Here is a 26,257-nt window from a genome sequence, read left to right on the forward strand (position 1 = left end):
CGAATCGCGATTGTCCGATGCGCTGCATGCGGCGCTGACGCAGCGCTTCGTCGACCGGCGGCTGGCGCTGCTGATCCGCGACGCCGGCCAGCGCCACGCCGCGCTGCCGGTCGCGGTTGGCGCCGACGGCACCGTCGCGGTCGACGGCGAAGCGCTGGGAACGCTGAACGGCTTCAGTTTCAAGGTCGACCCTGTCGCGCGCGCGAGCGACCACCGGCTGCTGCTCGCCGCCGCGGACAAGCATCTGCGCGGCGAGTTGGCGCGGCGCGCCGCGGCGCTGGCCGAGAGCGACGGCGGCGCGCTGGCGCTGGTCGGCGACGCGGGCGCGCCGCCGCGCCTCGCATGGCACGGCCAGACCATCGCGACGTTGGCGCGGGGAACGACGCTGGTGCAGCCGGCGATCCTTCTCGATGCGGCGCTGCGCCGGCTCGATCCGCCGCAGGTGCAGGCGATCGCCGAGCGGCTCCAGCGCTTCGTCGCCGAACAGATCGCACGCCACGCCGCGCCGCTCGCCGCGATGGGCGCGGCGGCGGGCGACCTCTTCACCCCGCCGCGGGTGCGCGCGCTGCTCGCGGCGCTGGTCGACGGCGGCGGCACGGCGCCGCGCGCTGCTGTCGAGGACCAGCTCGCGGCGATGACCGCGGACGAGCGGCCGCTGCTCCGCCGGCTCGGCCTCACCATCGGGTCGCTCGACCTGTTCCACCCGCAGCTCCTCAAGCCCGAGGCGGTGCGCTGGCGCGCCGCGCTGCTCGCCGCGCAGCAGGGCACGGCGATGCCCGCGCTGCCGCCGCACGGCGCGGTGCTGCAAAAGGGCGGCGACGAAGCGGGGCTGGCGGTGGCGGGCTTCCGCCGCTGCGCTTCGGGCTGGCTGCGCATCGACATGGCCGAGAAGCTGGCGCGGCAGGCGCATGCCGCGCGGATGCAGGCCGCCACGCCGCCGAGCGCGCCGGTCGCGGGTGGCGATCCGCATCACGCCGCGCAGCAGGAGGCGGGCGAAGAGAGCGAAGGCGATGGCGAAGGCGCCGCCGCCGCGCTGCCGCCGGGGTTTGCGATCGATCCGGCGCTCGCCACCTCGCTCGGCCTTGACGAGGAGGCACGGCGCGCGCTGCTCCAGAGTTTCGGCTTCCGCCCCGTCGGCGATCCCGCGCTTCAGCGCTGGCGCTGGGCGGGGCTCAAGCGCGCCGACAGGCGCCAGCGCCGCAAGCCGGAGCACCGCAAGCCGGAAAGGAAGGGCGCCCCGCAGCGGCAGGCCGGCGAAGCCGCGAAGGGGCGGCCACCCCGCCCCGCCAAGAAGGGACCGCGCCCGAAACCGGGGCAGGAAGCGCCGCGCACCCCGCGCCCCGAGCGGGCGCCGCGGCGCGGCCCGTCGCCGCACAGCCCCTTCGCGGGCCTCGCCGCGCTGCTGGCCGAGGGGCGCAAAGACTGATGGCGAGTCCGGGCGCCGCGGGCAGCATCCGGCTCGACAAGCTGCTCTGGTATCTGCGCTTCGCCCGCTCACGCAGCATCGCGCAGGCGATGGTCGCGGCAGGGCATATCCGCCTCGACGGCCGACGCGTCACCCGCGCCTCGGCCGCCGTCCATGCCGGCGCGACGCTGGTGCTGCCGGTGGGCGAGCGGATCGAGGTGATCCGGCTGCTGACCGTGCCGTCGCGGCGCGGCCCGGCCCCCGAAGCGCAATCCTGCTATGTCCGGCTGGAGGACAGGGGTTCGTCCGCCGCGAGCTGAACGGTCGGCGCCTCCCAGGAAGCACCGCGCGCGGCCGCCGATCGAGTGAGAGTGATTCGCAACTGTCGTCAGGCGTTGACGCGCCGCCGCCGCGCGGCATAGAGGCGAGGAATCGTTGCAGTCGAACGGCGCGCGCCGCGCCGCGATAAGGGAGCCGTTACCCATGACCTACGTCGTCACCGACGCTTGCATCCGTTGCAAATACATGGATTGCGTCGAGGTCTGTCCGGTCGACTGTTTCTACGAGGGCGAGAATATGCTCGTCATCAACCCGAACGAGTGCATCGACTGCGGCGTCTGCGAACCCGAATGTCCGGCCGAAGCGATCCTGCCCGATACCGAAAACGGCCTCGAACAGTGGCTGGAGCTCAACGCCAAGTTCAGCGCCGACTGGCCGAACATCACGACTAAGAAGGAAAGCCCCGCCGACGCCGACGAATGGAAGGGTGTCGACGGCAAGTTCGACAAATTCTTCTCGCCCGAGCCCGGCGAAGGCGACTGATTCGCACAGCGAAAAGACGAAGGAAGCGGGGCGGGCCACTCCCGCCCCTTTCTTTTTTGGCGGAGCAGCAGACGGCGGCTCATGTCGGCCGGTGGGCGACATTCTTCTCCCCTCCCGCTTGCGGGAGGGGAAACCAGTCCACCTTTTGCACGTTCATTCCACAGCCTGAGGTCGCCCCTCACATTCCCCCGATCCCAAACCGGCCGGCGCGATTGCCCTCTTGAAACCCTTCGCCTTGCCGCCGATGTAGGGACGCGGAGGGGTCAGCCCGCCGGTCCTCGGCGCGGCATCCCGGAAACATAGGATAGATTCGCATGATCGACCCGCTCGCCGCCCTTGTTCCCGTCGTCGTCGAACAGACGAGCCGCGGCGAACGCAGCTTCGACATCTTCTCCCGCCTGCTGCGCGAACGGATCGTCTTCGTCACCGGCGAGGTCGAGGACAATATGGCCTCGCTGATCGTCGCCCAGCTGCTGTTCCTCGAATCGGAAAATCCGAAGAAGGACATCTTCATGTACATCAACTCGCCGGGCGGGGTCGTCACGGCGGGCATGGCGATCCACGACACGATGCAATATATCCGCCCGCGCGTCGGCACCGTGTGCATCGGCCAGGCGGCGTCGATGGGCAGCTTCCTGCTCGCCGCGGGCGAGCCGGGCATGCGCGTCGCGCTGTCGAACGCACGCATCATGGTCCACCAGCCGTCGGGCGGCGCGCGCGGCATGGCGTCGGACATCGAGATCCAGGCCAAGGAAATCCTGCGCATCCGCAAGCGGATGAACGACCTCTACTCGCAATATACGGGCAAGCCGCTCAAGGACATCGAGAAGGCGATGGACCGCGACACCTTCCTCGAGGCCGAGGAAGCGAAGGCGTTCGGGCTCGTCGACCATGTCTACGACCGCCGCCCGGCGATGCCCGGCGACGAAGCGGCGAAGGATGTGAGTGAAGGGCCGACGCCCTGATCCGGAGCCTGATCCATCCCTTTGCCACCCCGGACTCGGTCCGGCACGACGAAGAGAGTGACATTCCGGTAACCGCATTTCTTGACGCCCGCTTGGCACCGCGATGCTAGGCGGAACATTGAACCCGCGTCACCCAATTGCCATATTGTAATTGGGTGGCCGCGGGCTAGGATAAGGACGGCAGCGCGCCTTTTGCGCCCGCCAGAGGAAGTTTTATGACCAAATTGAGCGGCTCGGACAGCAAGAGCACTCTCTACTGCTCCTTCTGCGGCAAGTCGCAGCATGAAGTCCGCAAGCTGATCGCCGGCCCCACGGTGTTCATCTGCGACGAATGCGTCGAACTGTGCAACGACATCATCCGCGAGGAGATCAAGGGCGGAGTCGCCGCGCGCAAGGACGGCGCGGTGCCGACGCCGCTGGAGATCTGCCAGCATCTCGACAATTATGTCATCGGCCAGAACACGGCCAAGCGCGTGCTGTCGGTCGCGGTGCACAACCATTACAAGCGCCTCGCGAACAGCGGCCGCGGCGACGATGTCGAACTGGCGAAGTCGAACATCCTGCTCGTCGGCCCGACCGGCAGCGGCAAGACGCTGCTCGCGCAGACGCTCGCGCGCTTCCTCGACGTGCCCTTCACCATGGCCGACGCGACGACGCTGACCGAGGCGGGCTATGTCGGCGAGGATGTCGAGAACATCATCCTCAAGCTGCTCCAGGCGTCGGACTACAACGTCGAAAAGGCGCAGCGCGGCATCGTCTATATCGACGAGATCGACAAGATCAGCCGCAAGGCCGAAAATCCGTCGATCACCCGCGACGTGTCGGGCGAGGGCGTGCAGCAGGCGCTGCTCAAGCTGATGGAAGGCACGACCGCGAGCGTCCCGCCGCAGGGCGGCCGCAAGCATCCGCAGCAGGAATTCCTGCAGGTCGACACGACCAACATCCTGTTCATCGCGGGCGGCGCCTTCGCCGGCCTCGAAAAGATCATCGGCGACCGCCTGCAGGGCAAGTCGATCGGCTTCGGCGCGCATGTCGCCGGCCCCGACGAACGCCGCGCGGGCGAGGTGCTCAAGCAGATCGAGCCGGCCGACCTCCTCAAGTTCGGCCTGATCCCCGAATTCGTCGGCCGCCTGCCGGTCATCGCGACGCTCGAGGACCTCGACGTCGATGCGCTGGTCAAGATTCTCGGCGAGCCCAAGAACGCGCTGGTCAAGCAGTACAAGAAGCTGTTCGACCTGGAGGAGGTCGGCCTGACCTTCACCGACGACGCGCTCGTCGCGATCGCGAAGAAGGCGATCGAGCGCAAGACGGGCGCGCGCGGGCTGCGCTCGATCGTCGAGGCGATCCTGCTCGACACGATGTTCGACCTGCCCGATCTGACCGACGTGGTCGAGATCGTCGTCGACAAGGATGTCGTCGAGGGCCGCAAGCAGCCGGTCCGAGTCTACGCCGACAAGGCGAAGGAAGCCGGCGACGCCGCCTGAGTCGCGGCGGCCAACTGGTTGCACCGCGAAACCATGTTGCATTGCAGCAACAGTTGTCGGAAAAAATGCCGCCGCGCCTGATCGCCGATCGGGCGCGGTGACGGAAAACCGGCCTTTTCCCTGACCATCCCCGACGGTTCACCGCTGTCGGCTTGCACTGTTATATTTGCTGTCACAATCGTGCCACATGCGGGCTTCAGGGGCGCTCGCAGGTTCGGCGCGCCCCATATTGCGCGCCTGCCGCAGCTACCAACTAGGGGACGTCCTGACATGAAACTTCGCTATTCGATCGCCGCAAGCCTGATGGCCATCAGCGCGGCCACCGTAATCGCGGCACCCGCCCAGGCCCAGCAAACGACATCTGCGGTCCGCGGCACCGTGGTGTCGGCTACGGGCCCGGTTGCCGGCGCCGATGTGACGGTGACGCACGTTCCGTCGGGGACGACGCAGCGCACCACCACCGATGGCAGCGGCAATTTCTCCGCCAACGGCCTTCGCGTGGGCGGCCCCTTCACGGTCGAGATTTCGGCCGGCGGCTTCGAACCGGTCCAGGTTACCGACCTGTTTCTCGAGGCCGGACAGCCGTTCCGCCTGCCGATCGAAATGCAGGAAGAGGCGATCGTCGTCACGGCGTCCGCCCTGCGCGGAACTGTCGCGACCTCGAACGGCCCGGTCACGGCGCTCGACCGCACGGCGATCGAAGGTGCGGCATCGCTCAACCGCGATATCCGCGACCTCGCGCGTCGCGACCCGCTCGTCAGCCTCGACCTGACCAACAGCCGCGCGATCGAGGTTGCGGGCAACAATGGTCGTCTCAACCGTTTCTCGGTCGATGGCGTGCAGTTCAGCGACGACTTCGGTCTCAACAACGGCGGTCTGCCGACCGCGCGCGGCCCCGTCCCCTTCGACGCGATCGAGCAGTTCTCGGTCAAGGTTGCCCCTTACGACATCGCCGAGGGCGATTTCCAGGGCGGCGCCGTCAACGTCGTGCTGCGGTCCGGCGGCAATCGGTTCCATGGCGGAGCCTTCTTCTCCTACACCGACGACAACCTCACCGGCAGCCGCAGCCGCGGCAACAACGTCACGCTCGACTTCGACAGCAAGCAATATGGCGGCTATCTGAGCGGGCCAATCATCAAGGACAAGCTGTTCTTCATGCTTGCCTATGAACGGACCAAGGAAAGCGACCCGTTCGACGATGGTTTCGGGCCCGGCTTTGCCAATCAGATTCCCGGTCTGACACAGGCGGTTGTCGACCTGGTCAGCCAGACGGCGCAGTCGCGTTACGGCTATGACACGCTGGGATTGTCGCCCAACGCGGTCGAATCGGACGAAAAGCTGATCGGCAAGCTCGACTGGAACATCAATGACAAGCACCGCGCCTCGCTGACCTATATCCGCAATGTCGGAACTCAGCAGTCGCAGCAGAACACCTTCACCAACCCGCCCTATTCGCTGGGCTTCCAGTCGAACGGCTACGAACTGGGCGAAGAAGTCAACACCGGCATCTTCGAACTGAACTCCAACTGGTCGAGCCGGTTCTCGACCCAGGTGCGCGTTTCCTACCGGGACTACAACCGGTCGCAGACGCCGTTCGGCAGTCGTGATTTCCCGCAGTTCGACGTCTGCACCGACGCCGTTTCGGGCGGATCGTCGTCGACGAGCTGCACCGGCACCAGCCTGGTGTTCGGACCCGATATCAGCCGTCATTCCAATGCGCTGAACACCGAAAATCTGTCGGTCGACTTCACCGCTCGGCTCGATGCGGGCGATCATGCGCTCCGTTTCCTCGCAGGCTATACCGACGTCACGGTATTCAATCTGTTCCTTCAGCGTTCGCTCGGCCATTTCTATTTCGACAGCATCGCCGATTTCCTGGCCGGCAATGTGTCGCGGCTGCGCTACGGCAACGCGGTTCCCAGCCTCGATCCGGACGACGCAGCGGCCCAGTTCGGCACGCAGAACTACACGATCGGCCTGCAGGACGACTGGCAGATCACACCCGATCTGACGCTGTCGGCAGGTGTGCGCTATGATCTGTTCGGCAATGACGCGCGTCCGCCGCTCAATCCGAACTTCCTCGCCCGCTACGGATATCACAATCGCGAGACGTTCAACGGGCGCAGCGTCGTGCAGCCGCGTGTCGGCTTCAACTGGAAACCGTCGGACCGCCTGATCGTTCGCGGCGGCGTCGGCATTTTTGCCGGCGGCACCCCCGACGTTTATCTCTCCAACGTCTTCTCCAATACCGGACAGTTGACCAACTCGATTGACATCCGGCCTTCCAATTGCGCGACATCGGCCACGTGCGACGCCCTGACGGGCATCACCAGCGGCGCGATCACGCAAAGCGTGAAGGACTATCTCGCCACCAACATCGGATCGCTGGCCGCCGCGCAGACCGACAATATCGACCCGAATCTGAAGCTGGCCCGAAAGCTCAAGACCTCGCTGCAGGTCGATTATGAAGCCGACCTCGGCACGCTGGGCGATGGCTGGCTGTTCGGCGCCCAGTTCCTGTACGACAAGAACATCTACGGCTATCAGTGGACCGACCTGCGTTCGGTCCCGACCGGAGCGGTTCTTCCCGACGGGCGCCCGGCCTATGGTCCCTTTGGCGGCAGCGCGACGACGAATCGCGACCTGCAACTCACCAACAGCAAGAAGGGGCGCGGTTATTTCGCCACGGCCCGCTTTGCCAAGAGCTGGGACTTCGGCCTGTCGATCGACGGCAGCTATACCTATTCGAACGTCAAGGATGTCGCGGCGATGACCTCGTCGACCTCGTCGTCGAACTATGGTAACAACATCTTCGTCGACCCGAACTTCGCCGCTTATGGCCGATCGCTCTACGAGTTCCGTCATCAGTGGAAATTCGGCTTTGATTTCAAGCGCGAATTCTTTGGCGACAATGAAACGCGCTTCAGCCTGTTCGGCGAATATCGCTCGGGCCGTCCGTACAGCGTGACAATGCTCGACAACAGCGGCGGCCGCGGCGCGGTCTTTGGCACCGTCGGCAATCTGGGAAGCATGGCGCTGTATGTTCCCAACCTGAACGACACCAGCAAGGTCGACTTCGACACGCCGGCGAGCGAGGCGAATTTCAACGCGCTGGTTTCGGCATTGGGCCTCGAAAAATATCGTGGCCGAATCGTGCCGAAGAACAGCCAGCGTTCGCCCGATTTCTTCAAGGTCGACCTGCACGTTAGCCAGGAAATCCCGGCTCTGGTCGGTAACGCCAAGTTCAAGCTGTTCGCCGATGTCGAAAATGTGCTGAACCTGATCGACAGCGACTGGGGCGCGCTACGCCAGGTGTCCTTCCCCTATGCGGCGTCTCTGGTCGAGGTGAGCTGCATCACGGATGGCGCCAACGCCTGCGCCAAATATCTCTATAGCGAAGTCGAAGCGCCCAACACGACGCTGGTCACGCGCCAGTCGCTTTATGGCGTCCGCGTCGGCGTGAAGGTCAACTTCTGATCCTTCGCCTCGAACGGAACAACAATGCGGCGCGGGAGGAAACTCCCGCGCCGTTTTCGTTGCAGAATGGGAAAACTCGTCGGAAGACCGGTCAATCGGTCGCGATGCGGCGGGCGGTGTCGGCGACCAGCGCGATCATGTTGGGAACGCCCTGGGTGCGGTTCGATGAGAGTTGGCGCGTCAGGTCGAAGGGGGCGAGACGGCCCGCGATGTCCATCGCCGCGACCTCGGCGGCCGGCCGGTCCTGCACCGCGGCGAGGACGAGCGCGACGATGCCCTTGGTGATCGCCGCGTTGCTGTCCGCGAGGAAATGCAGCCGTCCGTCGTCGCGCGGGACCGGATAGACCCAGACGCTCGCGCTGCACCCGCGCACCAGCGTCGCATCGGTCTTGAGTGCATCGGGCATCGGTTCGAGGGTGCGGCCGAGGTCGATCAGCAGGCGATAGCGGTCGTCGCTGTCAAGGAAATCATATTCTTCGAAAATGTCGTCGAGGCTGCGCATGGTGCGCCAGTGACAGATTCGGGGTGCGGATGGAAGGGGCTCCGCCCCCTCTTTTGCCGCCCCCGCCCGCGCGGGGACGACCTTTCCTTTTACAGGTCGACCCCCGCGGCGATCGCCTCGAGCTTGCGCAGCCGTTCCTTGAGGTCGGCGATCTCGATCCGCGAGCCGGCGTGCGGCACGGCGGGATCATGCGCCGCCGACCGGCCGGCGGCAAGTTCCTCGCGCTTGAGGTCGATCCAGTCGCGCCAGCCGCGCAGCGCCGCGAGGCTGACGATGCCGAGCGCGGTCAGGGCAACCGCCGCGGTCACGAGGTTGGCGGCGAGATCGGAAGCAATGGTGGCCATGGTTCGGCTCCTTCTCTTCGTCCCGTTCAGGGATGCGAACGGTCGCGCAGCTTCTCGATCTCCTCGTCGAGGCTGGCGGCGCGGTTGGTGTCGGTGGCGATGCGTTCGAGGACCTGGATCCGCTCCTTGAGCTGGCGGATCTCGGCCTGGAGCGCCCTGGTTTCGGCATCGTTGCCGGCAGCGATATATTCGGCTCCATGGGAATCACGGCGCACGCCATATTTCGCGCGGAGGATGCTGCCGATGGTCACGATCAGAACGATGCCGATCACCATTTCAAAGGGGTTCATGGGGGAGGTTCCTTTCGCCTGTCGGTCTGGTTGTCGGTCCGGCCGTCAATTCAGGGGCGCATCACGCAGCTTGTCGATTTCCTGGGCGACGTCGATGCCTCGGTCGGTGACGATGCGTTCGAGGACGCGCACACGCGCTTCGAGCCGTTCGGTCTGCGCGGCATATTGCGCCGCCTTTTCGGCCGTCATTCCGACTGTTTCTCGATCATCTTCTGCTGGTGCTTGGTCCAGATGAACAGACCACCGACGATGAACGGAGCGAGCGGGATCAGCGCATAAACCATATCTTCCATGTCCGCCTCCTCAGTTCGCCGGGCGCCGCAGCGCCTCGATCTCGTGGCTCAGCCGGTGACCTTCGTCGGTGACGATCCGCTCGACCACTGCGAGCCGGTCCTTGAGCGAGCCGAGCTCGGCGCGGAGCTGGGCGTTTTCCTGGCTCAGCAGCTTGATGCGCTCCATCGCCTCGTCGCCGGTCTTGGGATAGACCGCCTGTCCCCAGGCGCCGTCGAGCGGATAGCCGTTCTTGATCCGCATCCAAGTGGTGACGACCCAGCCGGCGATACCGGCGACGCCGATGATCGCGAGGATCGGGCCGATGGCGTTGATGATACCGAGTTTGTCCATAATTCCTCTCCTCAGCGCAGCCGGTCGATCTGCTCGGCGAGCTGCGCCGCGCGGCCGTTCGCGTCGGTGGCGATGCGTTCGAGCACCGACACCCGCTCCTCCAGCCGCGTGATCTGGGCCGAAAGCTTGGCATTGTCGTCCGTCAGCAGCGCGATTTTTCGATCAGCGTGGGGGTCGGTTCGATGAACCGTGCCGCCCCATTCATTCTCGATCGGATAGCCGTGCCTCGCACGCACCCAAGTGGTGAACATCCATCCGGCGATCGAAAGGCCGATGATCGCGATAACGAAGGCGGGTCCTCCCCAGCTCATGGTCTGTCTCCCTGTTGCCCGGTCCCGCTCAGCGCAGTGCGTCGATCTCGTCGGCGAGGCGGCGGTTGTGGCTGGTATAATATTGTTCGATGTCGGCGAGGCGGCGGTCGATGTCGCGGAAGCGCGAGCGGATGTCGCGCGTCGAGGCGCTGGGGTTCGAGCGCACGCCCTGCCAGAATTTCGCTTCCTCTGCCGAGCCATAGAGCGCAAGCGGTTTGGGCGTTCCCATCCAGGCGACCAGCCAGTAGGCGATCAGCGTCCAGGGGAAGCCGCCCATCAGCGTCAGCAGCACCGCGCCGACCCGGACCCAGAGGACGTCGATTCCGATATAGTCCGCGATCCCCGCACACACGCCGCTCCACTTGGCATGCTGTTTATCGAGATAGAATTTGGTGCGGCTGGCAGACATCTCAGTTCCTCCTGCTCATGTTTTCAAGCTGCGCCAGATCCTCGTCGCTGCGAACCGCGGGGCGGAAGTCGGGATGATCGGCGCTGATGATCCGTTCGACGGTATGCAGACGATTCTCGAGCCGGCGCGCGGTATCGTAGAGTTCGTCGAGCAGCTGCTCATCCTCTCCGGTCAGCGTCTTGGCCTGTTTCCACCGCGTGATGTAGTGGAGGATCAGCCAGGGCAGACCGAGGAAGAGGGTGCCGATGACGATCGGGACGATGATGATCTCTTCCATCGGTCCGGCTCCTTACTGCTTGCCCTGCGCCGCCTTGAGTGCGGCCAGTTCGTCGGCGACCTTGTCGGCGGCCTGCAGTTCGGCGATCTCTTCGTCGAGCGACTTCTTGTAGCCGAGACCCAGCGCCTCGGCGCGGCCTTCGGCCTCGTCGACGCGGCGTTCGAGGATCTCGAAGCGCGAGAAGGCGTCCTGGACGCGATCGCCATTGGTCATCTCGCGCAGGCGATAGCGGTTCTCCGCGCTTTCGAGGCGGTTGACGACGCTCGACTGGCGGGCCCGCGCCTCGCCCAGCTTTTTCTGGAGCTTGGCGATATCGGCTTCATAGCCCTTGAGCGCATCGTCGAGCACCGCGATTTCGCCTTTCAGCCGTTCGGCCATGTCGCCGGCCTTCTGCTTTTCGACGAGCGCGGCGGTGGCGAGGTCCTCGCGGTCCTTCGACAGCGCGAGTTCGGCCTTTTCCTTCCAGCTGTCCTGCAGGCTTTCGAGCTTGGCAATATGGCGGCGCATTTCCTTCTGGTCCGCGATGGTGCGGGCCGCAGAGGCGCGAACCTCGACCAGCGTCTCGTTCATCTCGAAGATGATCTGGCGGATCATCTTTTCGGGATCCTCCGCCCGGTCGAGCAGATCGGTGACGTTGGCGGCGATGATGTCGCGGGTCCGTGAGAAAATACCCATTTTACTACACTCCTGTCGAAACACGTCCGAGCCCTTGGCAGGGCCCCTTTTGAATGCTGGTGCCGGGGCGGGGCAAGGGGGGAGAGAGCCCCGGCACCAGAGCCGGTCAGGCCATGCGGCCGACCGTCGGGGTCGATGCAGCCGCCGCCAGCATCGCGGTCGGGGTTCCGGCGGCGCTGGCGGCGATCCGAGGCTGGTCGAGCACGCCGACGAGAATGGCCAGCGCACCGACCGCGCTGAACGCGAAGGTAGCGGCCTGGGCAAGGGTCGTCTTCATGGATCGAACTTCCTCATTCTGCTGCTCCGGCACGACATGCGCCGGTTCGCCTTATTCTATGCAGAGGGCGTGCCAATTGCCCGAAAGCACCGGAAAAGCGCGCAACTTTACACTGAAATCGCCTTGCAAGCCGATTCCACTTGCCATTCAACGGGAAATTTTGCCAATAGTTGGGAATGGAGCGCGAAACGCAGTTCATCGGGCAATCGGCGGCCTTTCAGGATGCGGTCGACCGCGCGAGCCAGGCGGCGCTGCTCGACCGCCCGGTGCTGGTGATCGGCGAGCGCGGCACCGGCAAGGAACTGATCGCCGAACGCCTGCACCGCCTGTCGGCGCGCTGGGACAAGCCCTATGTGATCCTGAACTGCGCCGCGATGCCTGAGACGCTGATCGAGGCCGAACTGTTCGGTCACGAGGCGGGCGCGTTCACCGGCGCGACGCGCAGCCGCGCGGGCCGTTTCGAGGAAGCCGACGGCGGCACATTGTTCCTCGACGAACTGGCGACGATGTCGATGGCGGCGCAGGAGCGGTTGCTGCGCGCGGTCGAATATGGCGAGATCACGCGCGTCGGCGCGTCACGCCCGGTGCGCGTCGACGTCCGCATCGTCGCGGCGACCAACGAGCATCTGCCCGCGCTGGTAGAGGATAACCGCTTTCGCGCCGACCTGCTCGACCGGCTGTCGTTCGAGGTCATCACCCTGCCCCCGCTGCGCGCGCGCGAGGGCGATATCGAGGTGCTCGCGACCTATTTCGGGCAGCGCATGGCGGCGGTGCTCGGCTGGGAGGAATGGCCGGGCTTCGGCCCGCGCGCGCTCGCGGCGATGGAAGGGCACGACTGGCCGGGCAACGTCCGCGAACTGCGCAACGTCATCGAGCGCGCCATCTATCGCTGGGCCGACGCGACCCGTCCGGTCGACGCGCTGAGCTTCGACCCCTTCGCGAGCCCGTGGCAACCCACGGTGCAGCGCAAAGCCGCGGCGCCCGACGCCTCCGCGCCTTCGGCCGCAGCCAGCGAAGCCGCGCCGGCCGCGCCACCTTCGGGCCCGGTCAGCGACCTGCGCGCCGCGGTCGACGGCTATGAAAGGCAGATCCTCGCCGACACGATGGCGCGCTGCCGCTATAACCAGAAAGTCGCGGCCGAGGCGCTGGGGCTCAGCTACGACCAGATTCGCCATGCGCTGAAGAAGCATGGGCTGAATCAATAACCTCGCCCATTCCTTCGTCATGTCGAATATGTTTCGGCATCCATGGTTCCGACGATGGGCCCTGAAACGGCTTGGCCTGTAAGCCCTTCAGCTTGTTCCCCGGCGAAAGCCGGGTCCAGATGGCGTCGTGCTGCCCCGCATGGACCCCGGCTTTCGCCGGGGAACAGCTACGCGTCGGAACGGGAGTAATTGCCAAGCAAGTCCGGGGTGACGATTTCCGGCAGGCTCGGCCTCCTATTGCGGCAATTGCCGCTCCAGCGCCTCGACCACCGCATCCTGCGTCGCCGCCATGTCGGCGAGGCGGTCGCGCAGCGCATAGATGTCGGGCAGACCGTCGATGTCCTCTGCGACGCTGCGGTCGAGATAGAGCCGGTCGATGTCGGCGAGCGCGCCGGTGAGCGGCGCGCGGGTCGCCTGGAGGCGCGAGATCGCCTGCTGCGCGACGACCCAGCGTTCGCTGGCGACCGCGGCGCCCGAAGCGGCCGAGACGAGCGTCGCGGCGGTGCCGCGTTCGGCGGCGAAGGCTCTCTGCGCGGCGACGGCATCGGCATCCCATCGCGCGAGGCGGCCGGCGAGGTCGGCGGGCAACGGCCCCGGCGGGTCGACGACGACTACGGGTGGCGCGACGTCGAATCGTCCCTCAACCGGCCGCTTGGCCAGCGACGGCGCCCCGTCCCCGCCCGCGGCGGCGCAGGCCGAAAGCGACAGGGCGGCGGCGATCGCCAGTGGACGGGAAAGCGGGATGCGCGTCATCGCCGCCCCTGATATGGGGGCCGGCGCGGGACGGCAAGCCGAATCGGAATGCGCACCCATCGGGATTCCGCGAACGGCGACGAAATCGCCGAAAAGCCCGGAAACATGCGGTTGACAGAAAGCCCCGGTCCCGCTAGTGGCGCGGTCTTTCCCGCATGCCGGAAAGTTCGCCTGCTTCGGCGGGCGGTCGGCAGCGCGGGCGATTTAGTTTTTGATTGGATGGAAGACCATGTTCGCAATCGTGCGCACGGGCGGCAAACAATATCGCGTCGCCGCTGGAGACAAGATCGCCGTCGAGAAGATCGAGGGCGCGGCCGGTGACACCGTGTCGCTGGGCGACATCCTGCTGGCCGGCGACGGCGGCGAGGTGAAGGACGCCAAGGGACTAACCGTCTCTGCCGAGATCATCGCCCAGACGCGCGGCGAGAAGGTCATCGTCTTCAAGAAGCGCCGCCGGCACAATTACCGCCGCCGCAACGGCCACCGCCAGTCGCTGACGCTGCTGCGCATCCTGTCGGTCGGCGAAGCCAAGAAGGCCGCCCCGAAGAAGGAAGCGGCGCCGAAGGAAGACGCCGCCCCGGCCGCCGAAGCCAAGGCTGCGCCCGTCGAGAAGAAGGCTGCAGCGCCGAAGAAGGCCGCCGCGCCCAAGGCCGAAGCCACCGAGAAGAAGCCCGCCGCCAAGAAAGCGGCCCCCAAGAAGGACGCCTGAGCGCGCTCGTCCGCGGCTCGGCAGAAGTAAGGAGCATCAGTCATGGCACATAAGAAGGCAGGCGGTTCGTCGCGCAACGGCCGCGACTCGCAATCCAAGCGCCTTGGCGTGAAGAAGTTCGGCGGTCAGGAAGTGATCGGCGGCAACATCATCGTGCGCCAGCGCGGCACCAAGGTCTATCCGGGCGTCAACGTCGGCATCGGCAAGGACCACACGCTGTTCGCGACCGCGGACGGCCGCGTCCGATTCCACGACGGCAAGCTCGGCCGCAAATATGTGTCGGTCGACTGTATGGCGGACGCCGCCGAATAAGGGACGATCCTGCCGCGGTCGTCCACCAAGGGACGACCCGGGACCGCCCTTTTCCGCCCGACGCGGAAAACCAGGTTCGAAAAGAGGGAGACGGGTCGCCCCGGTCTCCCTTTTTTCTCGCCCTTATTCCGTCGCTTGACGGACGGGCGCGAAAATCGGGCCGATCATCTCCCTCGCACATCGACTGTCGCCAAAGCGTCACCATCTGGCGCCAAGGCGACAGCCAAATGGGAGTGATGAGAATGTTTGCGCGTACCGATAGACTGTTGCTGCGGCCCGGCTGGCTGGAAGATGCCCCGGCGCTCGCCCGTGCGATCGGCGACGAGGCGGTGGTGCGGGGCCTCGCCCGCGCGCCCTGGCCCTATGGCGAAGCGGAGGCTTCAGCCTTCCTCGACCAGCCGACCGCCCCCGACCAGCCGCGCCTCCTGATCTTCGCGCGCACCGGCGCCGCGCCGCGCCTTGTCGGCGGCTGCGGCATCGCGCCCGGCCCCGACGATGGGCTCGAACTCGGGTACTGGATCGCGCGGCCCTATTGGGGGCTTGGTTTCGCGACCGAGGCGGGGCGCCAGCTCGTCCGCATCGCCCATGCGATGAAGCTGCCCAAGCTGACCGCCGGCCATTTCGTCGACAACCCCGCGTCGGGCGCGGTGCTGCGCAAGCTGGGATTTCGGCCGACCGGTCGGGTCGTGCCGCGTCACAGCCTCGCGCGCGGGGGCGAAGCACCCTGCGCGCTGTTCGAGCAGGGCGACGGTGACGGCAGCGATGCCGTCACCCCCATGCGCGGCCGCGTCGGTTTCGACGAGGATTTCCGCGGCGAGCTGCGCCTGATGGCGGCCTGATCCGCCGCCCCCGCCTCAGGGCAGGAAGGGCGCCGTCACCGTGTCGGGCGCGCGGCCTTCGGGCCGCGATGCCTTGACCATGCGTGCGACCTCTTCGAGCAGGCGGGCATTTTCCATCACCACGCCGTCCTTGATCGTGTGGATGATGCCGGCGGTGCGGACCATCTGACCCGACGCATCGAGCGTGTTGGCGCCGAAACCATAAAGGAAGGCCAGATTATAGGCCGGGTTGCGGTCGACGATCAGCAGGTCGGCGGCATAACCCGGACGCACTAGGCCCAGCTTGGCCTCGCGCAGCGTCTCGGCGCTGTTCAGCGTCGCCGCCTTCAGCACCTCGTAATTGTGCAGCCCCGCCTCGCGCAGCAGTTCGAGTTCGCGGACGTTGGAGAAGCCGGGGGTCGCCCAGATATAGCTGTCGTCGGTGCCATAGGCGACGCGGCCGCCTTCCTTGTTGAAGGCATAGATCAGCCGGCCCCACAGGTCGTAGGCCTTGCTCCACGCCGCCTCGTCTTCCGACGACCAGTCCCAGAAATAGCCGCCGTGCAGGTTGCGGTTGGGGAGGAACTTCTCCCACAGCAGCTGATGCGTATATTTCTCGTGCCACGGCAGCCCCTGCGCGCGCAGGATGTCGCGGTTGGCCTCGTAGACCACGCGCGTCGGCAGCATGGTCACGCCGGTTTCGGCGAGTTCCTTTGCCACCTCGGTCAGCAGGCGGGTGCGCGCGGGCTCGCGGTCGGCCTCGGTCCAGACCATGCCGGCGTGGCGAAAGCGGTGGCTCTCGTCATCGTAATTATAGTCGCGAGGGAAATCCTGCACCGTGCGGTCGAGCGCGGATTCGGCATAGCCATAATGATGCTCGATCATCGTGACTCCCAGCTTCGCGGCGGTCAGCGCGTCGACGACGGCGGTAGTCGCGGGCGGCAGATGGACCGAGGTGATCCCGCCTGCGGCATAGACGGCCTTGCACACCGCGCCGAAAAGCTCGCGGTTCCAGGCGATCGGCCCGACGCTGACGACATGCGCGCCCTTCGCGGCGATCTCGCGCGCGATGCGCGGCGCCTGCGACGGGTCCTCCTGCTCCTCGCGCGTGTAACCGGGCAGATTGCCCCACGTCCAATAGGGGTAGAGGCGCGGCGCGAGGATGCGGTTGGCGGCCGACAGGCGCTGCTGCTCGAGCGCGTGCGGCATGCCGCGGTCGGGCACCATCACTTCCGAGGTCACGCCGTGGGCAAGCTTCAGATAATGGTTGTAGGCCATCGGAAGCGGATCTTCGCGGATGTGCATATGCAGATCGATCATGCCGGGCATGACGAACTTGCCTGTCGCGTCGATGACCCGGTCACCGGTAGGCCGGGAGCTCGCGCCGCGACGGCCGAGCGTCACCGGGTCGAGCGCGATCATCTCCGCGATCCGGTTGCCCTCGATCACGATGTCGTAGGGACCGGCCGCCGGTCCGCCATGTCCCGGAATCACCATCGCATTGAGGATAACGAGGCGGCGATAGGGACCCGCCGCCAGATCGCCATGAGCCTGCGCCGGCGCGACAGTTGCCGACGGAACGACCGCCGCACCCACGGGAAGCGCGGTGCCCGATGCGAGCATCGCCACGCCCGCCGCCAAGCCCATCGCCTTCTTCATCATCCTGCGCATACCATCCTCCCTCGTCATCCCGTCGTTATTGTTCGAAAGCCCGGTCCGTCCGGGCCGCCCGTCATCCCCGACCGGCCGCCGCAAAGCGCGCGCCGCGCTCGTCCACCTGATCCGCCGCACCGTGCCCGAAGGCCGCGGGCTGCCAATCCTCGTCGTCGTCCTTCGCGCCCGACAGGCTCGGCAACAGGAAGGCGTCGGCGAGCGCCGCCCGGTCGAGCCCGCCGCCAGCGGCCGGGAACTTCGCGCCGAACCCTTCGATTCCTTCGGCCGCGGCGAGGATACGCGTCCGCAACCGCTCCCCGAGCGACTGGCGGACCGGCTGGCCGGCGAGGATCTTGATCCAGCTGTTCCAGCTGATGCCGATGCGGCACATGATGTCGGCCTGGCCGCCGGCGAGGGGGACGATGTCCTCGACCAGCATGGGATTGATGATGCACATGCGTTGCTTGTGCTGCTTCACCTCGATACTCCTTTTCCTGCGACCATCGGTAGGGCGGCCGCGCAGCCGGCGCGGCGTGGGCCGGGCGGCCCGAACCCGATCGAATGGCGACTCCTGCGTCCCGAACCGGTCACATCTCCAATATAGCGGCATAACGTCGAATTTACTTGGAATTTTCGGTACATTATACGATGATCATCCGGATAATTCCGCATTATCCGGAGAATAATCGATGCTGAATGACGCCGACCGCCGCATTCTCAAGGTCATCCAGGCCGAAGGCCGAATCACCAACCAGGAACTGGCGAACCGGTGCGGCCTGTCGCCGTCGGCCTGTTTCGACCGGCTGAAGCGACTGCGCGAACAGGGTTATATCCTGGGTTTCCATGCCCTGCTCAACCCGACCAAGCTCGACCGCGCGCTGCTGATCTTCATCGAGGTGCTGATGGACCGCACGACGGGCGACGTGTTTCAGGAGTTCGCGGCGTCGGTTTCGGTGATGCCGGAAATCCTCGAATGCCACATGGTGGCCGGCGGTTTCGACTATCTGATCAAGGTGCGCGTGCGCGACATGGAGGCGTATCGTGCCTTCCTGGCCGACACGCTGGTGCACATGCCCGGCGTGCGCGAGACGCGCACCTATGCGGTGCTGGAAGAGGTCAAGAATTCGGCCAGCCTGCCGCTGTGACCACCGCGCCCTGGCGGACGGGGGGCGGACGCCCGGCGCGCGCATCCGTCCCCTTCCCTATTGCCCGGCCAGGCGGCTCTTGCGCGCGCCATAGGCCAGATAGACGCCGGCGCCGATCAGGTTCCAGATCAGGAACCGGCCCTGTGTGACCGCCGGCAGGCTGATGAACAGATAGAGGCAGCCGAAGATCGCAACCAGCCCGACGACCCAGGGCATCGGTGCGCGGAACTGCCGCGGGAGGTCGGGTCGGCGCACGCGCAGCACAATCAAGCACAGGCCGACGGCGACGAACGCGGCGAGCGTTCCCGCATTCGCCAGCTCGGCGATTTCCGCCAGCGGGAAGAAGCCCGCGATGCCCGACACGACGATCGCGGTGCCGATCGTCACCGCCACCGGCGTGCCCTTCGCATTCACCCGGCCGAGCCGTTCGGGCAGCATCCGATCGCGCGCCATGACGAAAAAGATGCGGCTCTGCCCGAACATGAAGGCCAGGATCACGGTCGGCAGCGCGACGACGGCCACCGCGCCGATCAGCGTCGCGACACCCGGATGGCCGAGTTGGCGCAGCACATAGGCGAGCGGCTCGCCCGAGCGCGAAAACTCCATGAACGGCATCGCACCGATCGCCGCCGCGGCGACCGCCATATAGACTAGTGTGCACACGACCATCGAGCCGATGATGCCGATGGTCAGGTCGCGCGCGGGATTCTTCGTCTCCTCCGCCGCGGTCGACACCGCGTCGAAGCCATAGAAGGCGAAGAAGATGATCGCGGCCGCCGCCATCACGCCGCGCACCTGCCCGTCCACCTCATGCGCGGCGAAGCCATAGGGCATGAAGGGCTGGAAATTGCCGGCGTCGAATGCCTTCATCGCCAGCACCACGAAGGCCGCGAGCGCCGCGATCTTGAGCACGACGAGCGCCATGTTGAGCGTGGCGCTTTCGCGCGTGCCGACCAGCAGCATTCCCGCCACCGCCGCGACGATCAGGATCGCCGGCAGATTGATGATCCCGCCGGCATGCGGACCGGCGGCAAGCGCGAGCGGAACGTCGATCCCCGCCGCCTGCAGGAAGCCGACCGCATAGCCCGACCAGCCGACCGCGACCGCCGCGCAGACCACCGAATATTCGAGCACGAGGCTCCAGCCGATGACCCAGGCGACGCCTTCACCGATTACCGCGTAGCTGTATGTATAGGCGCTGCCCGACACGGGCATCAGCGTCGCAAGTTCGGCATAGGCGAGCGCGGCGCAGACGCAGACCAGCCCAGCGACGACAAAGGCGATGATGACAGCGGGCCCTGCCCGCTCCGCGCCGACGCCGATCAGCGTATAGATGCCGGTCCCGACGATGGCGCCGACGCCGAGGCCGATCAGATGCGGCCAGCTCAGCGTGCGATGGAGCCGCTGGGTCTCGCCGACCGCTCCGATCGTGTCGATCGCCTTTCGGCGGGTCAAAAAAGACATGAGGGTTCTCCCGCCCGGCCGCCGCAGCAACCGGGGTCAGGACCGGGGGCCGCCGGGACCCGGCCCTTCGCGGCAAGCGGAGGGCGGGACGCCGGCGGACCCTGCGGACCGGATGCTTACTGGCCGAGTTTCGCCTTTTCGGTTTCGACCATGGCGGCGACGTCGGCGAGCAGCTTCTTCGCGTCGTAGACGATGCCGTCCTTGATCGTGAACTTCACCCCGCCGACGACTTCCTGCCGGTTTGTTTCGGGATTCAGGCGCTGGAAGCCGGTGCCATAGAGCGTTTTCAGATTCTGGAGCGGGTTTTCGGGGACGATCACCAGATCGGCCAGCATCCCCGCACGCACCGCACCGATCGGCGGCGTTTCGCCGCGCGGTTCGTACAGCGTCTGGGCGCCCATCATCGTCGCGGCGCGCACGACCTCGAGCGGCGAGAAGCCCGCTTCACGCAGCAATTCCATTTCCTCGACATAGGCGAAGCCATAGACCTTCCAGATGAAGCCCGAATCGGTGCCGACCGTCACGCGCCCGCCCATATTCTTGTAATCGTTCATCAGCCGCATGAAGAGACCATAGAATTTCTTCCACGCGAACTCATTCTCGGTCGTCCAGTCATAGAAATAGGAGCCGTGATTGTCGCGGGTCGACTGGAAATAGTTCCAGAGCTGCGGCGTCGTATAGCGCGCGTGCCAGTCGGCGTTGCGGGCACGCATCAGGTCGCGCGATGCGGCATAGATGTTGAAGGTCGGGTCGAAGGTGACGTGGTTCGCCTTCTGCGCGTCCAGATATTCCTGCCACTGCTTGGAACCCGGGCCATAGACCTGATTCCAGATTTCGGCGACCTCGCCGAAGCGATGCTGTTCGTTGTTATAGTCGTAGCCCGACGGGAAATCCTGGATCGCCCGCCCCTTGAGCAGCGATTCCATGTGCCCGTAATAGTGGGTGACGGTGTTCAGTCCCGCCTCACCCGCCTGACGGGCGTTGAAATTGGCGACGCCGATCTGGCTGAGATGCGCGGTCGTCCCCAGCCCCATCTTCTTCGCCTCGTCGAGCGCGGCCGAGAAGACGTCGGGGGTCTCATTCTCCCGGTTGAAGAACTTGATGCCGTCGATGTTGTTCTGCTTGGCCCAGCGCACCCACGCGCGCGCCTTTTCGGGCGTGTCGACGACGCCGCCCGACCAGCCGGCGCCCAGCGTCTGATAGTTGAAGATGCGCGGCGCCACGATCTCGTTGCGCGCCGAGCGGTTCTTTTCATTGCTAGCGACCGCAGGTGCCGAAAGCGGCACGCCGCGCACCGTCGTCACGCCATGCGCAAGCCACAGCTTGTAGGCATAGCTGGCATCGGGCGCCTTGTCGGGTCCGGGCAGGTGGACGTGCATGTCCGTGAAGCCGGGCAAGACGTACATGCCGGCCGCGTCGATCTCGTAATCGGCGTCCTGCGCGATGCGGTTGCTGCCGGACGGAAGCCCCGGCCAGCCCGACTGGGAGATAGAGGTGATGCGATTGCCTTCGACAACGATGTCGAACCGGCTGCGCGGCGGTCCGCCGGTCCCGTCGATGATGGTGGCATTGCGGATCACCATCTTGCGGAAGGGACCGGCGCCTTCGCCGGCGCCGCGGGCGGGGGCCCCCGCGGTCACGGGAAAGGATGCCGCGGGCGCGGGGATCTTTTCATCGCCGCGCTGATGCGCGCCCGCCGGGGCGGCGAGCAGCAGCGCCGCGAGCGCGATCTTCGTGAATTTCCGTTTCATATATTCTGTTCCCCCTGTCGGTACAGATGCTTCAAATACGAACGATCGACCATTGTTTGCCGGCGGGCGCAAGCCCCCTGTCGATCGCGGTCCCGATTCTTCCTTCCGCCATGGCGGAAAAATGGGACGGCCCGCCGTGGGCCGTCCCCCTTTCGGTTCAGGGCAGCGGAACGCCTTCTTCGGGCAATCCCATCCGCTGTTTTTCGGCCTTCACCATCTCAGCCACATCGGCGAGCAGCTTCTTCGCGTCATAGACGATGCCGTCCTTGATCGTGTAGCTGACCCCGCCGACGCGTTCGAGCCGCTGCGTCTGCTCGTTGAGGCGCAGCGCGCCGGTGCCGTAGAGCGTCTTGAAGTTCTGGAGCGGGTTTTCCTTCACCAGCACCATGTCGGCGAGCTTGCCGACGCGCACCGTGCCGATCGGCGGCGCCACGATGCCCTTGGGCTCATAGAGCGTCAGTGCGCCGTTCAACGTCGCGGCCTGCACGACCTGGCTGGGGTTGAAGCCGGCCTCCTGCAACAGCTCCAGTTCCTCGATGAAGCCGAAGCCATAGGTCTTGAAGATGAAGCCCGAGTCCGACCCCGCGGTGACGCGGCCGCCGATATTCTTGTAGTCATTAATCAGCTGCATGAATTTCTTGTAGAAATTCCGCCAGCGCACTTCCCGCTCGGTCGTCCAGTCGAAGAAGTAGGAGCCGTGATTCTCCCGCGACGACTGGAAGAAGCCCCAGAGCTGCGGCATCGTATAGCGCGCGTGCCAGTCGGCGTTGCGCGCATGCATCAGATCGCGCGACGCGGCATAGATCGTCATCGTCGGATCGAAGGTGACGCCATTCGCCTTCTGGCTTTCCAGATATTCCTTCCACTCGGGGGTTCCCGGATTGAAGCTTTCGCGCGCCAGATTGGCGACGTCGCCGAAGCGGTGCTGCTCGTCCATGAAATTATAGTCGGGCGCCCAGTCCTGCACCGGCCCGTTCTTGAGCAAGGATTCGAAATGGCCGTAGAAGTGAGTCACGGTGCCTAGGCCGGTGGCGCCGGCGTGTTTTGCGTCCATCCTCCCGACGCCGATCTGCGACAGGTGCGCGACGGTGCCGATCTGCTGCTTCTTCGCTTCGTCGAAGATCGCCTCCAGCACCTCGGGCGGCTGGTTGGCGTCGGCGCCCAGCTTGATGCCGTCGATCCCCGCCTTCGCCGCCCAGCGCACCCATTCGCGCGCCTTTTCGGGCGTGTTCGTCAGACCGCCGGTCCAGCCGCGTCCCATGCCCGGCCGATGATAGGAAAAGATGCGCGGCGCGACGATCTCGTTGCGCGCCGAACGCGCCCGCTCGCTGAGCGAAATCTCGAACGGCGCGAGGTCGACGCCGCGAACCGAGGTCACACCGTGCGCGAGCCACAGCTTGTAGGAATAGCTGAGGTCGGGCGCCTTGTCGTCGCTCGACCCGTGGACGTGCATGTCGATGAAGCCCGGCAGCATGAACATGCCGGTCGCGTCGAGCTCATAATCGGCATCGCGCGGCGCGCGGCCGTCGTCGAGCGGCAGCCCCGGCGTACCGGCGGCCTCGATCGAGGTGATAATGTTGTTCTCGACCACCACGTCGACCGGACCGCGCGGCGGCGCACCGCTGCCGTCGATCAGCGTGACGCCGCGAATGACCATCTTGCGGAACGGCCCGGCGCCCTCGCCCGGCTGGCGCGCGGGGGCGGGAACGGCACCCGCGCGCGGCTTCGTCGCCTGCGCGGCGGGGCTGGCGGTCTGCGCCAGCCCGGACACCGCCGGAATGGCGCAAAGCAGCCCGGCCGCCCCGGCCATCAGAACGCGTCGTGTCGTCGATCCCAGTTTTTTCCCCAGTTTTTTCATTGACCCTCTCCCGTTGGAAGCCCCTGAACCGATACCGTCGTGGGAGGGCGGGCGCACCGGCAGGAGCTCCCCGGCGCGCCCGCCGTCCCGTCAGCGGAACCGCTTCGTCAGATTGAGGCCGATGGTGCGCGGCGGCGCGCCATGGGTGACCGTCAGCCCGCCGGTGTTCCCGCTGCTCGACTTGGTCGTGATCGCCTCGGCATTGAAGATGTTGTTCACATAGAGGTGCGCGCTCCAGTCGCCGTCGGGCGCCTGGATACCGAACCGCGCATTGAACAGGGTGTAGTCGTCGACCTTGCGGCGATAGGCGTCGGTCTTTGCCAGCGTCGAGTAGGACGAGCCGGCATAGGTGCCGTCGAACCGGACCAGCCCTTCGAGGGTGCTGCTGAGCGACCACAGATATTCGGCCGAGGCGCTGACGTTCCACTTGGGAACGAAGGGCAGCCTGTCGCCCTTGCGGCCTGCCGCGATGACGATGGTGCTGACCTGATCCTCCGACAGCTTGGCGTCGGTATAGCCGACGTTGGCGATCAGCGAGAGACCGCCGACCGGCGACGCGTTGAGTTCCGCCTCGAGCCCCTTGATGCGCGCCGCGCCGACGTTCGAGATCAAGCCGAACACCGAGCCCGCGCCGGCGGTGCGCGCCGACACCTGCATGTTCGTCCAGTCGATCTGATAGCCCGTCAGGTTGAAGTAGACGCCGCTGATCGGCTGGCTCTTCAGGCCGAGTTCGTAGTTCCACAGGCTGTCGGCGGTATAGCCGGCGAGTGCGACCGGCAGACCGTTCGCCTGGTTGACGCCGCCCGGACGGAAGCCTTCGGCCGCTTGGGCATAGATCATCAGGTTACGGCTGAACTCATAGGCGAGGTTGAACTTGAAGACGAAGCCGTTCTCCTTCGACCGCGCCTCTCGATAGGGGCTGGGCTTCGAGGCGTAGTGAATCTGCCCCTGATCGACGACGCCGCCGACCGTCTTGTCATATTCGTACCAGCGCGAACCGACGGTCGCGGTCAGTTTCTCGAAGAATTCATAGGACAGTTCGGCGAACAGCGCCTTCTGCTTCAGATGGTCGCTGATCGTGCGGTCGTAATAGATGTTCGCGGCCACGAAGGGCAGCAGCTGGCCGTTGCGCGGATCGGCGGCGAGCAGCGTCGAGCGCACCGTCGTCTTGCGATCCTCCATATAGCCGCCGACGGTCCAGTTGAACGGGCCGCCGTCGGTCGAGCTCACGCGGATCTCGTTCGACCAGTTGCGCACGCTCTGCGGCTGATACAGGCTCGAATAGAGGATCGTGTTGGTGAGATCGAGATAGGAAGCGAGTTCGGTCGCCGAGCAGGTCAGCGCGGTGTTGCCGAGCAGATATTGCGCGCAGCCGGCCGCCGTGGCGCGGCCGTTGAAATTGTCGCTGACGTCGCCGACGGTGATCTTGTCGCGGTCGAAATAGGTCGACACCGCGGTCAGCGCCACCGGCCCGAAGTCGTAACGCAGCGTGCCGCTGTAGATACGGTTCGTGTCGTAGTTGCCCGATTCGGACCGCGCGCTGGTGACGTGCCGCTGGCCGGTTTCGTAGAACCAGCGCGACGCATCGGTCGACACCTTCGAATAATAGGCGCCGAGGTCGATCGTCAGCTCGTCGGTCGGCGTGAAACGCAGCAACGCGCGGCCGCCGAGGGCATAGCCGTCGTTGATGTTCCTGGTGCCGTAAAAATTATTGTCGATGTAGCCGGCGAACTGCTGATAGCTGCCGACGACGCGCAGCGCGAGCTTGTCGGTCGCGATCGGCAGGTTGATCATGCCGTCGACCGAGGCGCCCGGGCTGCCGCCCTTCACCGCCGACAGATTCACCGACCCCGCGCCTTCGAGCGTGTCGGTCTTCGGCTTTTCATAGATGATGCGGACGGTGCCGCCCATCGAACCCGAGCCGTAGAGCGTGCCCTGCGGGCCGCGCAGCACCTCGGCGCGTTCGACGTCGAAGACGCGGAAGTCGGGGGTGCTGCCCGCGGCGTCGCTCGACGTGCCGACCGATCCCGATACCGGCGATTCGTCGTAATAGATGCCCACCGTCGGTTCGCCCGCGCCAACGACGCCGCGCAGGATGACGCGCCGGTTGCCCGGGCCGTTGTCGACGATGCGCAGGCTGGGCGTGTCCGACGTCAGTTCGGTGAAGCTGGTGGTGCCCGCGCGCTCCAGCGAATCGCCCGTCACCGCCGAGATGGCGAGCGGCGTGTCCTGAAGGCGCGTGCCGCGCTTCAGCGCGGTCACAATGATTTCACCGCCCGTCGCCGCGCTCTGCGCGCTGTCGTTCTGCGTATCCTGTGCGGCCGTATCCTGTGCCATCGCCGGAGCGATTCCGGCGACGCCCATCGCCGAAACCATCAGTACGGCCCGTGTGAAACGGGCAACGCGACCAACGAAAATCTCACTGTCTCCCATGTTGCTAATCCCCTTTTTGCGAATTCCGACCGTGAATTCTTCAGTTATCGGATGCTATCATCGGGGTTTCCGAAGGTGCGTGGTATTTTCATCCGAAATCCGGATTTAATTCTCCGTTTTACGTGAAATTCGTCAATTCTTCGGGCCTGTTGGAAAATTTCCCGATAGATCATCATGATTCCGCCCTGACGGAGCGCCCCGCTCCGTCGCCAGTATGGGCAGACGGCCGATATCCGTGCCAAACCGGGGCGAAATCGCTCCTCTCGGCCGTCGTGAGGACGACTCGAAAGCGGA

General features: G+C 65.8%; 26 protein-coding genes and 2 pseudogenes. 11 read left to right on the plus strand and 17 right to left on the minus strand.

The features are described from left to right. The 6 genes and pseudogenes from ABS88_RS14895 to ABS88_RS14920 all read left to right on the plus strand — a co-directional run. Positions 1 to 1,426 (plus strand): annotated as a pseudogene (locus ABS88_RS14895) (helicase-related protein); the annotation flags it as partial. Then, complete coding sequence (locus ABS88_RS14900) at positions 1,426 to 1,725, plus strand: RNA-binding S4 domain-containing protein (protein WP_067106393.1); 300 nt, start codon at positions 1,426 to 1,428, stop codon at positions 1,723 to 1,725. The pseudogene ABS88_RS14895 and the gene ABS88_RS14900, both read left to right, overlap by 1 nt. A 163-nt stretch (positions 1,726 to 1,888) precedes the next feature. Next, positions 1,889 to 2,227, plus strand: a complete 339-nt coding sequence (gene fdxA / locus ABS88_RS14905) for a ferredoxin FdxA (RefSeq protein WP_067106391.1) — start codon at positions 1,889 to 1,891, stop codon at positions 2,225 to 2,227. Positions 2,228 to 2,541: 314 nt separating this feature from the next. Further along, a complete protein-coding gene (locus ABS88_RS14910; RefSeq protein ID WP_067106389.1) occupies positions 2,542 to 3,192 on the plus strand; it encodes an ATP-dependent Clp protease proteolytic subunit in 651 nt (216 codons plus the stop codon). A 215-nt stretch (positions 3,193 to 3,407) separates the two neighbouring features. Then, positions 3,408 to 4,676, plus strand: a complete 1,269-nt coding sequence (gene clpX / locus ABS88_RS14915) for an ATP-dependent Clp protease ATP-binding subunit ClpX (RefSeq protein ID WP_067106387.1) — start codon at positions 3,408 to 3,410, stop codon at positions 4,674 to 4,676. A 270-nt stretch (positions 4,677 to 4,946) separates the two neighbouring features. Further along, complete coding sequence (locus ABS88_RS14920; RefSeq protein WP_076076819.1) at positions 4,947 to 8,153, plus strand: TonB-dependent receptor; 3,207 nt, start codon at positions 4,947 to 4,949, stop codon at positions 8,151 to 8,153. A 91-nt stretch (positions 8,154 to 8,244) separates the two neighbouring features. Here ABS88_RS14920 and ABS88_RS14925 read toward each other — a convergent pair whose 3' ends face one another. The 10 genes and pseudogenes from ABS88_RS14925 to ABS88_RS14970 all read right to left on the minus strand — a co-directional run bounded on the left by ABS88_RS14925 (position 8,245) and on the right by ABS88_RS14970 (position 11,862). Beyond that, a complete protein-coding gene (locus tag ABS88_RS14925) occupies positions 8,245 to 8,655 on the minus strand; it encodes a SufE family protein (RefSeq protein ID WP_076076822.1) in 411 nt (136 codons plus the stop codon). A gap of 89 nt (positions 8,656 to 8,744) precedes the next feature. Further along, the gene (locus ABS88_RS14930) at positions 8,745 to 8,999 is read right to left on the minus strand and encodes a hypothetical protein (RefSeq protein ID WP_174521638.1); all 255 of its coding nucleotides are present in this window, start codon (positions 8,997 to 8,999) and stop codon (positions 8,745 to 8,747) included. A 26-nt stretch (positions 9,000 to 9,025) separates the two neighbouring features. Continuing rightward, positions 9,026 to 9,289: a hypothetical protein gene (locus ABS88_RS14935; RefSeq protein ID WP_076076824.1), complete on the minus strand. Its 264-nt coding sequence runs from the start codon at positions 9,287 to 9,289 to the stop codon at positions 9,026 to 9,028. A 45-nt stretch (positions 9,290 to 9,334) separates the two neighbouring features. Next, positions 9,335 to 9,582: pseudogene (locus tag ABS88_RS14940) on the minus strand (hypothetical protein). Positions 9,583 to 9,592: 10 nt separating this feature from the next. Further along, positions 9,593 to 9,913 carry a hypothetical protein gene (locus tag ABS88_RS14945; protein WP_067106379.1) on the minus strand — a complete coding sequence of 107 codons (321 nt, stop codon included), beginning with the start codon at positions 9,911 to 9,913 and terminating at the stop codon, positions 9,593 to 9,595. 11 nt (positions 9,914 to 9,924) lie between these two features. Further along, positions 9,925 to 10,224 carry a hypothetical protein gene (locus ABS88_RS14950; protein ID WP_067185930.1) on the minus strand — a complete coding sequence of 100 codons (300 nt, stop codon included), beginning with the start codon at positions 10,222 to 10,224 and terminating at the stop codon, positions 9,925 to 9,927. A 28-nt stretch (positions 10,225 to 10,252) separates the two neighbouring features. After that, a complete protein-coding gene (gene pspC, locus ABS88_RS14955) occupies positions 10,253 to 10,633 on the minus strand; it encodes an envelope stress response membrane protein PspC (protein ID WP_067106375.1) in 381 nt (126 codons plus the stop codon). Between the two features lies 1 nt (position 10,634). Further along, positions 10,635 to 10,910 carry an envelope stress response membrane protein PspB gene (gene pspB / locus ABS88_RS14960; protein WP_067185932.1) on the minus strand — a complete coding sequence of 92 codons (276 nt, stop codon included), beginning with the start codon at positions 10,908 to 10,910 and terminating at the stop codon, positions 10,635 to 10,637. A gap of 12 nt (positions 10,911 to 10,922) precedes the next feature. Continuing rightward, a complete protein-coding gene (pspA, locus tag ABS88_RS14965; RefSeq protein WP_067106372.1) occupies positions 10,923 to 11,585 on the minus strand; it encodes a phage shock protein PspA in 663 nt (220 codons plus the stop codon). A gap of 106 nt (positions 11,586 to 11,691) precedes the next feature. Then, a complete protein-coding gene (locus ABS88_RS14970; protein ID WP_156482980.1) occupies positions 11,692 to 11,862 on the minus strand; it encodes a hypothetical protein in 171 nt (56 codons plus the stop codon). A 176-nt stretch (positions 11,863 to 12,038) separates the two neighbouring features. On the opposite strand from ABS88_RS14970, the gene pspF reads away from it, so the two are divergent. Beyond that, entirely contained in the window at positions 12,039 to 13,067 is a 1,029-nt protein-coding gene (gene pspF / locus ABS88_RS14975) for a phage shock protein operon transcriptional activator (protein WP_076076827.1), read from the plus strand. A 234-nt stretch (positions 13,068 to 13,301) separates the two neighbouring features. Here the strand turns inward: pspF and ABS88_RS14980 are convergent, their stop codons facing one another. Continuing rightward, entirely contained in the window at positions 13,302 to 13,820 is a 519-nt protein-coding gene (locus ABS88_RS14980; protein WP_076076828.1) for a hypothetical protein, read from the minus strand. A 229-nt stretch (positions 13,821 to 14,049) separates the two neighbouring features. Between ABS88_RS14980 and rplU the strand changes: the two genes are divergently transcribed. The 3 genes from rplU to ABS88_RS14995 all read left to right on the plus strand — a co-directional run bounded on the left by rplU (position 14,050) and on the right by ABS88_RS14995 (position 15,680). Then, on the plus strand, positions 14,050 to 14,529 hold the full coding sequence (gene rplU, locus ABS88_RS14985; RefSeq protein WP_067106367.1) for a 50S ribosomal protein L21: 480 nt from the start codon (positions 14,050 to 14,052) through the stop codon (positions 14,527 to 14,529). A 42-nt stretch (positions 14,530 to 14,571) separates the two neighbouring features. Then, positions 14,572 to 14,841, plus strand: a complete 270-nt coding sequence (rpmA, locus tag ABS88_RS14990) for a 50S ribosomal protein L27 (protein WP_067106365.1) — start codon at positions 14,572 to 14,574, stop codon at positions 14,839 to 14,841. A gap of 242 nt (positions 14,842 to 15,083) precedes the next feature. After that, a complete protein-coding gene (locus ABS88_RS14995) occupies positions 15,084 to 15,680 on the plus strand; it encodes a GNAT family N-acetyltransferase (RefSeq protein WP_104959850.1) in 597 nt (198 codons plus the stop codon). A 15-nt stretch (positions 15,681 to 15,695) separates the two neighbouring features. Here the strand turns inward: ABS88_RS14995 and ABS88_RS15000 are convergent, their stop codons facing one another. Both ABS88_RS15000 and ABS88_RS15005 read right to left on the minus strand, forming a co-directional pair. Next, positions 15,696 to 17,330, minus strand: a complete 1,635-nt coding sequence (locus tag ABS88_RS15000) for an amidohydrolase family protein (RefSeq protein ID WP_199775010.1) — start codon at positions 17,328 to 17,330, stop codon at positions 15,696 to 15,698. A gap of 61 nt (positions 17,331 to 17,391) precedes the next feature. Beyond that, on the minus strand, positions 17,392 to 17,790 hold the full coding sequence (locus ABS88_RS15005; protein ID WP_158682280.1) for a hypothetical protein: 399 nt from the start codon (positions 17,788 to 17,790) through the stop codon (positions 17,392 to 17,394). Positions 17,791 to 18,001: 211 nt separating this feature from the next. On the opposite strand from ABS88_RS15005, the gene ABS88_RS15010 reads away from it, so the two are divergent. Next, positions 18,002 to 18,457 (plus strand): Lrp/AsnC ligand binding domain-containing protein, encoded by a 456-nt coding sequence (locus tag ABS88_RS15010; RefSeq protein ID WP_067106361.1) that lies wholly within the window; start codon positions 18,002 to 18,004, stop codon positions 18,455 to 18,457. Between the two features lie 57 nt (positions 18,458 to 18,514). On the opposite strand, the gene ABS88_RS15015 is transcribed toward ABS88_RS15010, so the two are convergent. The 4 genes from ABS88_RS15015 to ABS88_RS15030 all read right to left on the minus strand — a co-directional run bounded on the left by ABS88_RS15015 (position 18,515) and on the right by ABS88_RS15030 (position 25,906). Next, a complete protein-coding gene (locus ABS88_RS15015) occupies positions 18,515 to 19,921 on the minus strand; it encodes an amino acid permease (protein WP_076076833.1) in 1,407 nt (468 codons plus the stop codon). Positions 19,922 to 20,037: 116 nt separating this feature from the next. Beyond that, complete coding sequence (locus ABS88_RS15020; RefSeq protein ID WP_104959851.1) at positions 20,038 to 21,672, minus strand: amidohydrolase family protein; 1,635 nt, start codon at positions 21,670 to 21,672, stop codon at positions 20,038 to 20,040. A 157-nt stretch (positions 21,673 to 21,829) separates the two neighbouring features. After that, positions 21,830 to 23,530, minus strand: a complete 1,701-nt coding sequence (locus tag ABS88_RS15025) for an amidohydrolase family protein (protein WP_286750047.1) — start codon at positions 23,528 to 23,530, stop codon at positions 21,830 to 21,832. 90 nt (positions 23,531 to 23,620) lie between these two features. Further along, on the minus strand, positions 23,621 to 25,906 hold the full coding sequence (locus tag ABS88_RS15030; protein ID WP_234002472.1) for a TonB-dependent receptor: 2,286 nt from the start codon (positions 25,904 to 25,906) through the stop codon (positions 23,621 to 23,623). Positions 25,907 to 26,257: the final 351 nt, after the last annotated feature.

It is taken from the genome of Sphingopyxis sp. SCN 67-31 (genome assembly GCF_001725095.1).